The organism is Bacteroidales bacterium (assembly GCA_023228145.1).
In the GTDB taxonomy this organism is placed as follows: Bacteria; Bacteroidota; Bacteroidia; order Bacteroidales; family CAIWKO01; genus CAIWKO01.
Window position 1 is genome coordinate 28,083 of sequence record JALOBU010000027.1, and the last position, 12,362, is coordinate 40,444.

General features: G+C 38.2%; 12 protein-coding genes. 7 read left to right on the top strand and 5 right to left on the bottom strand.

What is annotated here, in order from left to right; genetic code table 11:
• Window position 1 precedes the first annotated feature (1 nt).
• Window positions 2-3,235, bottom strand: a complete 3,234-nt coding sequence (locus M0R16_11420; protein ID MCK9613480.1) for an FAD-dependent oxidoreductase — start codon at window positions 3,233-3,235, stop codon at window positions 2-4.
• 290 nt (window positions 3,236-3,525) lie between these two features.
• Between M0R16_11420 and M0R16_11425 the strand changes: the two genes are divergently transcribed.
• Genes M0R16_11425 through lptB form a run of 3 tightly spaced genes read left to right on the top strand, consistent with a single transcriptional unit; the run spans window position 3,526 to window position 7,246 of the window.
• A complete protein-coding gene (locus M0R16_11425) occupies window positions 3,526-3,864 on the top strand; it encodes a carboxymuconolactone decarboxylase family protein (protein ID MCK9613481.1) in 339 nt (112 codons plus the stop codon).
• A gap of 15 nt (window positions 3,865-3,879) precedes the next feature.
• On the top strand, window positions 3,880-6,492 hold the full coding sequence (locus M0R16_11430; protein MCK9613482.1) for a DUF5686 and carboxypeptidase regulatory-like domain-containing protein: 2,613 nt from the start codon (window positions 3,880-3,882) through the stop codon (window positions 6,490-6,492).
• A 28-nt stretch (window positions 6,493-6,520) separates the two neighbouring features.
• Window positions 6,521-7,246, top strand: coding sequence for an LPS export ABC transporter ATP-binding protein (lptB, locus tag M0R16_11435; GenBank protein MCK9613483.1), 726 nt, complete (start codon window positions 6,521-6,523; stop codon window positions 7,244-7,246).
• A 9-nt stretch (window positions 7,247-7,255) separates the two neighbouring features.
• On the opposite strand, the gene M0R16_11440 is transcribed toward lptB, so the two are convergent.
• The 4 genes from M0R16_11440 to M0R16_11455 all read right to left on the bottom strand — a co-directional run bounded on the left by M0R16_11440 (window position 7,256) and on the right by M0R16_11455 (window position 9,125).
• Window positions 7,256-7,759: a hypothetical protein gene (locus tag M0R16_11440; GenBank protein ID MCK9613484.1), complete on the bottom strand. Its 504-nt coding sequence runs from the start codon at window positions 7,757-7,759 to the stop codon at window positions 7,256-7,258.
• A gap of 7 nt (window positions 7,760-7,766) precedes the next feature.
• On the bottom strand, window positions 7,767-8,267 hold the full coding sequence (locus M0R16_11445) for a cytidine/deoxycytidylate deaminase family protein (GenBank protein MCK9613485.1): 501 nt from the start codon (window positions 8,265-8,267) through the stop codon (window positions 7,767-7,769).
• Entirely contained in the window at window positions 8,264-8,824 is a 561-nt protein-coding gene (locus M0R16_11450; protein ID MCK9613486.1) for an AAA family ATPase, read from the bottom strand. Before M0R16_11450 ends, M0R16_11445 begins: the two co-directional genes overlap by 4 nt.
• A 91-nt stretch (window positions 8,825-8,915) precedes the next feature.
• Window positions 8,916-9,125, bottom strand: coding sequence for a hypothetical protein (locus M0R16_11455; GenBank protein ID MCK9613487.1), 210 nt, complete (start codon window positions 9,123-9,125; stop codon window positions 8,916-8,918).
• A gap of 554 nt (window positions 9,126-9,679) precedes the next feature.
• Between M0R16_11455 and M0R16_11460 the strand changes: the two genes are divergently transcribed.
• The 4 genes from M0R16_11460 to M0R16_11475 all read left to right on the top strand — a co-directional run.
• Entirely contained in the window at window positions 9,680-9,847 is a 168-nt protein-coding gene (locus tag M0R16_11460; GenBank protein MCK9613488.1) for a 4Fe-4S binding protein, read from the top strand.
• A gap of 130 nt (window positions 9,848-9,977) precedes the next feature.
• Entirely contained in the window at window positions 9,978-11,546 is a 1,569-nt protein-coding gene (gene nadB, locus M0R16_11465; protein ID MCK9613489.1) for an L-aspartate oxidase, read from the top strand.
• A 4-nt stretch (window positions 11,547-11,550) separates the two neighbouring features.
• Window positions 11,551-12,069, top strand: a complete 519-nt coding sequence (locus tag M0R16_11470; protein MCK9613490.1) for a gamma carbonic anhydrase family protein — start codon at window positions 11,551-11,553, stop codon at window positions 12,067-12,069.
• A gap of 29 nt (window positions 12,070-12,098) precedes the next feature.
• The coding region (locus M0R16_11475) for a hypothetical protein (GenBank protein ID MCK9613491.1) at window positions 12,099-12,362 on the top strand (264 nt) is incomplete at its 3' end.

The window sequence follows — 12,362 nt, forward strand, 5'->3', positions numbered from 1 at the left end:
ATTATTTAAACGCTTTTTCCGGCAACCCATCTCCCCGCAAAGATAATCGCTCAAAATAAGATGGTACGTCTTTACCGCAAAGAGCATCTACATATATTTTTGCCAGGTACTGCCCCAGCATAAACCCCTGGCCGCGCAAGCCAAGGAATAATCCCGATTTTGTGTCAATAATCATTCGGGGCTCAATGTAATAACCTGCCCATATTGCCTGAAACCCTACCGATGACAACCGGGGAACCCAGTCTATGAATATCTCTGTAGCAATTTCAAGGAATTCTTTAGAGTTTATTTTCAGGTTTTTATCGGCTTCCTGAGGGTCAACAGCCGGTGATGCGCAGCCGATAATCTGCCCGGTTTCGGCAAGCTGCTGGCCGTAAACAGCAACAAATCCTTTGTATTTGCGGCGGTCAATAAGCATATCCAAAGGTTGGCCATTGATACCAAGCGGCGGAAGGCGGCGCGTGATAAAGGCCTGGTGCTTTACCGGATATAAGCCGGTATCAAGACCCAGCATACGGGCAAATTTTTCTCCTTCAGGACCCAAAGCATTAATGAAAATATCCGTATGATATTCCACATATTCTTTGTTGTGTTTTCTGACAAGAACTACATATTTTTCCCCTTCTTTGGTAACATTAATCAATTGACAATCTTCGAGTATTGTGCCTCCGTTTTCTATGCCGATACGGCGAATTAAATCAATTACCCTGCCCGGAGTTGCCTGCCAGCAATTGTTGGTAACAAAGGCTCCCAGATATTTATCCAATAACGGATTGATATATGGAGAAATTATACTGGTAAAATCTTTGGGTGAAAGCATATACGCATCCGACCACGACATACTTTCAACGCATGCTTTGTATGTTGGTTCATCATGAGCGAAAGTAATATAACGTGTTTGGTGGAAGTCAATGTTTTTAATTTGTTGCAACTCTTTGAATATCTCCAGATTGTGTTCGGCGATATCAGCAATTTCGGGCAAGCTGAATGCGGGGCGGCCTCCGGCAATGTTTCTCCACGATGCGCCACGCCCATAATTTATCAAAACGGGTTTCATACCGGCTTCCGCTAAATAACGAAACAAAGCACTACCCCCGATACCACCTCCGGCAACAAAAGAAGCCACTTCAATTTTTTTAATTTCCTTTCCGGCAACTGTAGTGTGAATTTTATTTGAAACAGTTTTTGGGTAAAGCTCTCCGAAATTTATTTGATTCGACAACGGCCCGCGGGGAGTTGCCTCTCCGACAAGCGAAATGTCGTATCCGCGCAACACCTGTTTCAAACGCCTTATACAGCGTTTTCCCCTGCAGGCACCCATGCCGAGTCGTGTTGTGTGTTTAATTTCGTCAACGGAAATAAACTGCCTGTCACCAATGACATCTAAAATTTCAGTCAGAGTAACATCATCACAATGACATACATATTTTTCAAGTTCTTTGGATTTTTCCGTAGTAAGAAATTTTATTTTTTCAGGATAATTATCTTTTATAATAAAGCCTCTAACCGCTGTCAGAGTTTCACCATGAATGCTCAACGATTTCACCCTGACGATATCGGTTTTATTTGGTTTTTTCAGCACTTTTTCAATGATGCCTTCGCCGAGTTTTTGTCCGTTATTCCCAACCAGAAACACTTCTGACATTTCCTCTACATGATATTCCACAGGCAGGAAAAGCCAATCCTTTTTTAAACTATAGCCGAATATTGCCAAACCCGGACATTGATAAACACAATCCATACATCCCACACATTTATTAAAATCAATCTGAGGAGCAGTGCTTGTGGAAGTTTTGGTGATAGCCCCGTGCGGACAGGCAAATTCGCAGGGATTACAGGCAAAGCCGTATAAACAATCAATCAACACAAAGGGTTTCTCCGTCATACGCTCAGGAGTGGGTATATACACATCTTCAATCACCCGGATGGGATGCTGCTGTGAATCAATATATTCCTTGGATGTTGCAAGATATTCATCGTAGTTGAAGGGCTCGTTCATTTCGTTTAAAATCTCAAAAGCAACCTGCTTGCCCCGGACTACTGCACTGGTGCCTTCGCCAATGCGTATTGCATCACCGGCACCGAAACAATTTCTGCCGAAAATTTCATTTCCTTTTATCAGTAGCTGGTCGTCAGGCACAAGCCCTGTGCAAATATTTATGGCATCAATGCCGTCAATTATTTTTTCCGTTCCGGGTATGGGCTGAAAATCTTTACATTCAGCTACCACAGCTCCCAATATCCGGTCGTGTTTTTCATTCGGAATGGCTTTGATGAGGATGTGAGAAAGAATGACTGGAATTCCCAGGCGCCTTACACGATTTGCCTGGACGGGAAATCCACCCTCAACGGGCATAGCTTCAATGATAGCTTTTACTTTCGCTCCTGCTTGCATCAACTGGTAAGAGGTAAGATATCCGATATTACCAGCGCCAACCGTCAGCACATTTTTCCCCAGTAGTGTAAACTCGTTGTTCATCATTTTCTGAACCACGGCAGCAGTATAAACCCCCGGCAAGTCATCGTTTTCAAATGCCGGCATAAAAGGCACGGCTCCGGTGGCCACCACTAAATAATCAGCATCCACAAAAAAAATGTCTTCGGTTTTAAGGTTTTTAACAGCAATGCGTTTGCCTTCAAGGATATCCCAAACTGTGGAATTCAGCATAATGCCGTCGTGGTTATCTCCGGCAAGTGTTGTAGCAATATCAAATCCTCGCATACCGCCGAATTTCTTTTTTTTCTCGAAAAAGAAAAACTGATGGGTTTGCATGATAAACTGACCACCGATTTTATCATTATTATCCAGCACTATGTTTGATATGCCATACTTATTCAGTTCTTCACGGCAAGCAAGCCCCGCAGGGCCGGCACCGATAATCACCACATCCGTTTTATAAACATCATGAGGTTTTTCAGTTTGCGGTTTGGTAATTTCTGGAGTGTAATCTTTCGGGATTTCAGAAACTTCTTTAACACCATCAACCAGCGTAATACATATTCGTTTTATTTTCCCATTCACAAGCATTTCACAAGCGCCGCATTTGCCAATACCGCATTCCAGACTTCTTTCGCGGTTTTTTAAGCTGTGGCTGTGTACGGGAAATCCTGCCTGATGAAGGGCCGCAGCAATGGTATACCCGGATTGTCCTTCAACGGTTTTCCCTTCAAAACGAAAAGTAACATTGGAAGTTCCTTTTACTTCGAGTATAGGGTGTGACGATATCTTAAACATAATCTGAGTTTGTAAAATATTTATTTTTAGTTTTTGAAAAACACTACAAAATTATATTATTCGCCGCTCACAACTGATTTTTTTCAGAAAATTGTTTTATGAAACGAGGTTACTACATATAACATATTGCCTTACAGAAATATAAAGCATCGTAGTATTTCAGGGGTGAAGCCAGAATTTCTGATTGTAATAATAAGCCGAAAAAGGACTTTAGTCATGATTGATTTGATTAAATCAGTAATAATAAGTTTTAGAATAGATATATTTGTAAAACTGTAAAAGGCACTCATATGACAAAAAAACTGAAAGAATTCAATGAATATCGCAGCAAAATGAACGAGAAGCTTTTGGCTGCCGATGGTAATTTTATGAAACGTTTTTTTAATCTTGACACCAACGCATATCTCGACGGGGCACTACCAGTAAAAACAAAAGAAATGCTCGGGCTGGTGGCTTCCATGGTGTTGCGTTGCGATGACTGTATAAAATACCACCTGATAAAGTGCCATGAACAAAAACTTACCAGGGGAGAATTATTTGAGGTTTTTGCCATTGCTAACCTAGTGGGCGGCTCTATCGTGATTCCGCATACCCGCCGGGCACTTGAGTTTTGGGAAGAGTTAAATTAAGCAACGTTAGGATGATTGAGCACCAACTTGCTTTTAGACAGTCATCCCGACACAAGTCGTTTTTTATGCTTTAATAATGATGCTGCATTTTATTATTTCGCTTTGCTTACTACATTTGTATGCTTATATGTTATGAAGCAACAGGCAGTTTTTAAAATCATATGTTTATTACTGGTAATAAATTTGCCGGTTTTTGTTTCTGCTCAAAGCGACAAAACCCTGATTACAAAAATCATGGGAACCGTGATTGATGCAAGCACAAAAATACCAATACCCTTTGTGAATGTATATTTTGCAGGCAGCGATGTGCAAACCGTTACCGACTTTGATGGAAAGTATTCTATAGAAACAAAAAACGCCAAAGATTCTCTCACCGCACAATATATGGGATATGTAAGCCGTAAGTTGCCGGTGGTAAAAAACAAATTCCAATTTATAGATTTTGAACTTCAGCCCCAATCATTTGAACTTGCAGAGGCTGTGATTCTACCTGGAGAAAACCCCGCAGAGGTGTTGCTGAAAAAAGTAATTCAAAACAAGGAAAATAATGATATCGCTTTTCTCGAATATTATAAGTATGAAGCTTATACCAAAATACAAATTGACGCAAACAACTACACGGAAAAATTTCAAAATAGCCTGGTGATGAAACCCTTTAAATTTGTTTTTGAAAATTCCGATACTTCAGTTATTAACGGCAAGGTTTTTTTACCTGTATTTTTTTCCGAAGCAGTTTCTGACATATATTATCGCAGAAGTCCAAAATCTTATAAAGAACTTATCAGGGCAAGCAAAGTTACAGGTATGGAAAACAAAACTTTGTCACAATTTTTTGGGGATACCTATTTAAAAATAAATATTTATGACAACTACAATGTATTGTTTGAAAAAAACTTCGTCAGTCCCATTGCCAATTTTGGCCTTTCATATTACAAATATTATTTAATAGACAGCAATTACATTAACAATAGATGGTGCTATCACATTATGTTCAAGCCGCGCCGTTCGCAGGAACTTACCTATACCGGCAGTCTCTGGATACACGACTCAACATATGCTGTTGTTAAGGTAAACATGCGGGCAGTAAAAGATGCTAATATTAATATCATTAATGAAATTGTTTTTGACCAGGAGTTTACCTTTGTTAATGACAAGTATTGGATGCCAATAAAAGATAATATTGTTGCCGACCTGAACATCACAGAAAACCTTAGCAAGGTGATGGGCATTTATCTTCATAAAAAAACATCATATCAAAATTTTCTGGTTAATCTACCTGCTGATTTAAGCATATATAAACTGACTGATGCTATATCTATCACTGACAGTGCAGTAAAACTTTCCGACGATTATTGGGAAAAAAACAGGCCTGAAGAGCTTACAAAAGAAGAAAAAAGAATCGGGAAACTTGTTGACACTATCCAAACCTTAAAAATGTATAAAATTTATAAAGGCGTTTCGGAAGCACTTTTGGGTTTTGGGTTTAATGTAGGATATATTGACATCGGCCCGGTTTTATCTGCATACAGTTCAAATCCGGTAGAAGGTAATCGTTTCAGAATTGGTTTTCGGACAAGCAGCAAATTAAGCACAAACTTTCAGTTTATCACCCATGTTGCTTATGGTGATTTGGATGATAAGTTTAAATACGGTGCCAGTTTTTATTATATGTTTCGTAAAAATCCGCATACACTGGCTGGTGTGCGCTACCGTAACGACATAGAACAACTCGGTCAAAGTGAAAATGCTTTTAGTGAAGATTATTTTTTCCGGTCTGTCCTGGCCCGCAATCGCTCGGCAAATCTTACTATGGCACAAGATATTATGTTTTTTGTCGAAAACGACTGGTTTATGGGTTTCTCAAACATGCTTTACCTGACATATAAAAAATTTTACCCCATTTCCGGTGAATCTGTTTTTAAGTATAACGACAATCAACAGGTTTTTACAAAAAATAACATTACCATTGCCGAGATTAAACTGGTTACTCATTTTGCTTATAACGAAAAGTTTATTTCCGGGGCTTTCAGGAGGAGAAGCATCGAAACAAAGTATCCGGTTTTGGATGTAGCTTATGTGTATGGCATGAAGAATGTTTTAAATAGTGATTACGAATATCATAAAATTGACATTAGTATAAAACAAAAAAGAATCAATATAGGAAGTATTGGCTGGTCGCGATGTTCCCTGAATCTTGGAAAAATCTGGGGAACGCTACCCTATCCGCTTTTAAAAATTCATGAGGGCAACGAGACGTATATGTGGGATGAACATTCATTCAATACCATGAATTATTATGAATTTATCAGCGATCAGTATTTCAGTTGGTATTATACACATCATTTTGACGGCCTTCTTTTTAATAAAATTCCTTTGCTGAAAAAGCTGAGATGGAGGGAAGTTGTTTATTTCAGGGGCTTGATAGGAAGTATCAATAATAAAAACAAAAATTACAGTGTTTTTCCTGAAAATGTTTACTTTCTTAACAAGCCTTATTGTGAAACCGGCTTTGCTATTGAAAATATCTTTAAAATATTACGTGTTGACGGCATATGGAGGCTTAACTACCTCGATCACCCTCACACGCGTAAATTTATGGTTATGGTTTCTCTGTGGTTTAATTTTTAGTGTATTTTTGTTTGTCAATTATAGTACTATGTTATTACGTACCGATAACCTTGTAAAAAAATACCGCTCACGTACAGTGGTCAAAAATGTTTCTTTGGAGGTTAAGCAGGGTGAAATTGTTGGATTACTCGGGCCAAACGGCGCCGGAAAAACAACTTCTTTTTACATGATTGTTGGCCTTATTAAACCCAATTCGGGAGGCGTTTTTCTGGATGAAAAAAATATTACAGACGAGCCTATGTATCGCAGGGCACAAACCGGCATTGGTTATTTGCCACAGGAAGCCTCCGTATTCAGAAGATTAAGCGTGGAGGATAATGTCATGGCGGTCCTTGAATTTACCAAACTAACAAAAATCCAGCAGAAAGAGCGCCTAGAAACGCTTTTAAATGAATTTGGCTTGCAGCAGGTACGAAAAAACAAAGGCATTACTCTTTCAGGAGGCGAACGCCGCCGGACAGAAATCGCCAGGGCTTTAGCAATGGACCCAAAATTTATTTTACTTGATGAACCCTTTGCCGGAGTTGATCCTATTGCTGTTGAAGACATACAAAACATAGTGTCCAAGCTTAAAATAAAAAATATCGGTGTGTTAATAACCGACCATAATGTACACGAAACGCTATCTATAACCGACAGGGCTTATTTACTTTTTGAAGGAACTATTCTCAAATCGGGAACAGCAGAAGACCTTGCAAACGATGAACATGTTAGAAAAGTTTATCTGGGCCAAAACTTTGAATTAAGAAGATAATTTGTTTCGCTACTCGACCGGATTTTCTTCCCGTATAATATGGAAATATTTTCGCTTCACCAAAAAAAGTATCATCAGGGCAAGGTTAAACAATGCTTTTAAAACAAAAGACATAATTATTGCAATCAACAAGATTGCGTGGAATTGTTCTTCATTTACACCTTCCGGAATGGTAAAAACATCTTTCATTATTATCAATGCTTTTGCAAGGATTTCTTCTGCAATAAGTATGGACATCAGGGAATTTATAAACAATGCCATAAAATAAATCGTAGCCACTATCCATATTTTGGCATAGCGTTGATAAATGCCAAAAAGAATTATCAATGGAAAAGCAATGCAAATAAAAAATTGTGCATTTACTGCATACAATTCATAAATTATTCTTCCAAAAAATTCATAGCCGTTATTGTAAATATCCTGTAATGATAAAAGAGCCCCCATGAGCCTAAAAGCCAGAATTACAAAAATTATTTTTAATACAAGCGGTAATGGGCTCCAACCTGTTTTCATTGTTTAATTATTGATTGCTGTATTTCATCGTTTCTTCACTCATATATACAAGCTCTACTCCCGCCATAGAAAACATTTCTTCAGACTCTGCCCCTGCATGATATTTTTTTTCACAAACCACTCTGACAATTCCACAATTAATAATAAGCATGGCACATGTCCGGCAGGGAGTCATTCGGCAATAAAGGGTAGCACCGTCAAGCATGATTCCCCGGCGGGCTGCCTGACATATTGCATTTTGTTCTGCATGAACTGTCCGCATACAATGATTTGTTGTGTGCCCGTCTTCATGGGTAAGCTGCTTAAATAAATGACCCACATCATCACAATGAGGTAACCCCATTGGCGACCCTACATATCCTGTAACAAGAATTTGTTTGTCTCTGGTAATAACACATCCGCTTCGTCCCCGGTCACAGGTGGCCCGCTTGGCAACGGTATCTGCCACTTCCATAAAATAATCGTCCCAGCTGGGGCGTATATGTTTTTTTTTATTTTCTTCTGTCATGTGATTTTAAGTTTTTTAAACAAAACGGCAATCTGCTTGTATAAATCATCAATGCTTCCTTCATTAATAATTTTGTAGTCGGCCATTTCAATACATTTCTGGAGGTTTTGTTTGTTCGGGTCATCCGAGGTCATTTCCCGTTTTTCATTTTCAATAAATGTATGATAGGAAACATGGTCTGTTGCTGAAGCACGCAACTGAATGCGCTGATAACGCAAAGCAGAAGGTGCATCTACGGCAATCAAAATAAAGTGGCCTTTCTTTTTTAAAAGATATGCTTCTCCGGGGGTACGAATACTTTCAATCACGCAATTTTTTTTATTTTTTTCAGCTTTCGCAAAAAGCTGCTCCACAATATATGAGGGAGAATGTTTGGCCCTTAAATCATTAGCCACAGCAACAAGGTTGTCGCGATTTATATCAAGTTTTCTTTTTTCTAATTCCTCAGTTAAAAAAAAACGTACAGAAAAATGAACAAAGTTTTTTTTCTGTACAAGATAATCTACAATTGTTCCTTTTCCCGCACCTAATGTTCCAGTAATTCCTATAATAACCATAAAACAAAGTTACAATAAACACTTATCTGACCAAACAAAATTAAAAAAAAAACGCCTGAAAATTTCAGGCGTTTTTTTAAAGATAAAATGTTTACTTTTTCTTTGCCGGCGCTTTCTTCACAACTTTTTTTGGAGCGGCTTTCTTCACAACTTTTTTTGCCGGAGCAGCTTTCTTAACTACTTTTTTTGCCGGAGCGGCTTTCTTCACAACTTTTTTTGCCGGAGCAGCTTTCTTAACTACTTTTTTTACTACTTTTTTTGCCGGAGCTTTTTTTGCCGGAGCTTTTTTTGTTGTTGCCATTGTAATTTTGTTTTATTAATTTGATGTAAAATTATATACAAAGTTGTTGTAATAATTTTTGTTCAACAAAAAAAATAAACATATTTATTAACAATTTGATTTTTGTCATCACTTTCTGCATCTGTTTGTTTTAAAGCTATACAGAATGTCTTCATCTTTTTTTTTACAAAAATATTTTTGTAAAAAATTTTTTATAAAAAAACAGGCACCAATTTTTTTATTGATGCCTGAAATTTTAAAAGAAAAATTTTTTCTTTTTTATTTTTTCTTTCCACCGCAGCAACCTTTTTTTGCAGGTGCTTTTTTAGCTGGAGCTTTTTTTGCGGGTGCTTTTTTTGCTGTTGCCATAATATTTTGTTTTTGATTATCAATGGCAAATTTATATAGCAATTTTTTTTATGTACTTTTTATTTTAAAAAAAAACAAACATAGATATCAACAATTTTCAACTTTGAAATTCTTAAAAAGAGTATGCTTTTGTTTTTTAATATTTTTCTCTTGTTTCAAATTAATGAATATATTTGTACCCGTATATTAACCAAACTTTATCAATCATGGCTTATAAAATTTCTGAAGATTGCACAGCATGCGGAACCTGTATTGACGAATGTCCAGTCGAAGCTATTTCTGAAGGAGATATTTACAAAATTGATCCGGAAATTTGTACTGAGTGCGGTGCATGTGCTGATGTATGCCCGGTAGAAGCTATTCATCCAGAATAAGCTAAATACCCCGACAAAAAAACCCTTCCCGCAAGGAAGGGTTTTTTGTTTATAATCCGTAACTTTGTGATAAAAGAAATTAGATAACAAGCTTAAAGTTGCAGGATTTTAATTTTATTTTTTAATAATAATGAGAAAAAATATAGATTTTCTTGTCATCGGTTCCGGAATTGCAGGATTGAGTTACGCCCTAAAAGTGGCAACCCGGGGTAGTGTTTGTATTGTTACAAAATCAAAGGCCGAAGAGTCTTCCACTAATTACGCACAGGGCGGTATAGCTGCGGTTATGTACGACCCCGATACCTACGAAAAACATATTAATGACACATTAATCGCCGGGGCGGGTTTGTGTGATGAAAAAATTGTCCGATTAACTATTACCGAATCAACAGAAAGAATACAAGAACTGATAAATTGGGGAACTGAGTTTGATAAAAACCAATCCGGAAAATATGACCTAGCTAAAGAAGGTGGCCATTCGGAGTACAGGGTTCTGCACAGTAAAGACCGCACAGGAGCGGCTATTGAAAAAGCTCTGCTGGATGAAGTAAAAAAAAATAATAATATTGAAATTTTAGAAAACCACTTTGCCATTGATATCATTACCGAGCATCATTTGGGGATTGAAATTAACCGACACACTCCGGAAATAAACTGTTTCGGCGCTTACATTTTAAACCCTCAAGAAAAAAACATTATAACCATCTTGTCAAAAAACACACTGATTGCCACGGGGGGAGCCGGTAATGTTTACAGCAACACCACGAATCCTTCTGTAGCCACCGGAGATGGCATCGCTATGGTTTACCGTGCCAAAGGGAAGGTGGAGCATATGGAATTTCTTCAATTTCATCCTACGGCATTATACAACCCCAAAGAGCGCCCTTCATTTTTAATAACGGAAGCGATGAGAGGTTTTGGCGGAATATTGAAAACTATCAGAGGAAATGAATTCATGCAGAAATATGACACCCGTCAAAGCCTGGCTCCAAGAGATATTGTTGCCCGCGCAATCGACACCGAGATGAAGCTCAGCGGTGAAGAACATGTGTGTCTTGATTGTCGGCACCTGGATAAAAACGAAATGATACGCCGTTTCCCGACAATTTACGCAAAATGTCTGAGCATTGGTATTGACATAACAAAAGAAATGATACCTGTTGTGCCGGCAGCTCATTATATCTGTGGGGGTATCCGAGTAGATGAAAACGGGCGCAGTAATATAAAAAATCTTTATGCAACGGGAGAATGTGCTTGTACTGGGCTTCATGGAGCAAATCGTCTCGCCTCAAATTCCCTGCTAGAATCTGTTGTTTTTTCTCACCGTGCTGCAATGGATGCTATTAGCAATTTAAAAAACATTGATTTTAACAACAATATTCCCGAATGGAACGCTGAGGGGACTGTTCTTAACGAAGAAATGATTTTAATTACACAAACCACCAAAGAGCTTCGGGAAATCATGAGCAATTATGTGGGAATTGTCCGTTCAAACCTTCGCCTTAAAAGAGCCATGGACCGGCTTGAAATTCTTTACCGTGAAACGGAAGAGTTATATGAACACTCGGTTCTTACAGTCAAAATATGTGAATTGCGCAACATGATAAATGTAGCTTACCAGATAATAAAAATGGCATCACAACGCAAAGAAAGCCGCGGGCTTCATTTTTCACTCGATTATCCCGACCTAAAAAAATAAAATTATGGCTCTGATAAAAAAAGTTAATGGTATCGGACCTAAATGGGGGGCTGATTGCTTTTTTGCTGACAACGCAACCCTGACCGGAAACGTGGTCATGGGCGATAAATGCAGTGTTTGGTTTCAGGCGGTTGTCAGAGGCGACGTACATTATATTCGAATCGGAAACAACGTAAATATACAGGATGGTGCTATTGTGCATTGTACATACCAAAAAGCCCCAGTTAATATAGGAAATAATGTGTCCATTGCCCATAGGGCTATCATACACGGGTGTACTATTCATGATAATGTGCTGATAGGGATGGGCGCTATCATCATGGATGGTGCTATAATAGAAAGCAATTCTATCATTGCAGCAGGGGCAGTTGTTACCGAAAAAACAATAGTTGAATCGGGAAGCGTATATGCCGGTATGCCTGCAAAAAAAATAAAAAGTATGGGCACCGCCTTGTTAGAAGGTCAGATTAACCGCATATCAAAAAACTATATGATGTATGCCGGATGGTACGATAAGGACTAAAATCTGCATAAGTTTCAAAAAAAACACCGATGAAGGTTCTGGGAAAAAATTATAAAACGGTTTGGATGGAGCATGGCTCTGTATTTATGATTGAGCAGAATCTGCTTCCTTATGAATTTAGAATTTTTGAATCTAAAAATTACCGTCAAACCTGTTACGCTATAAAAACCATGATAGTTCGCGGTGCCGGGGCCATAGGTGTTGCTGCAGGATATGCCATGGCACAGGCATTTGTTGAAAGTTCCCGTGAAGACATCCCTGATTTTATCAAAAAAGCAAAAGAAGAAATTGAA